1 pseudogene is annotated in these 248 nt (G+C 63.7%); it reads left to right on the plus strand.

Annotated elements, in window-relative coordinates:
• Positions 1–28: 28 nt before the first annotated feature.
• A pseudogene (locus tag LK12_RS23575) lies at positions 29–248 on the plus strand (hypothetical protein); the annotation flags it as partial.

The raw sequence follows: 248 nt of genomic DNA on the forward strand, positions 1-248 counted from the left end.
CCCTCGGTCGGGTTCGGAATCGGTGCACGTGCCGAGCAATCTGTACATCATCGGAACGATGAACCTGGCCGACCGTTCACTCGCCATCATGGACCTGGCGTTCCGCCGGCGCTTCGCCTTCGTCTCCCTTGAGCCGAACGTCAACGAGGCGTGGCAGGAGTGGATGTCGAACCGGCACAATGTGGCTCCCGAGCACCTCGAGCTGGTCCGCACCCGCTTCCAAGCGCTCAACGAGCGCATCGCAGAGG

Origin of the sequence: Novosphingobium malaysiense (assembly GCF_000802225.1) — a bacterium.
Classification (GTDB): Bacteria; Pseudomonadota; Alphaproteobacteria; order Sphingomonadales; family Sphingomonadaceae; genus Novosphingobium; species Novosphingobium malaysiense.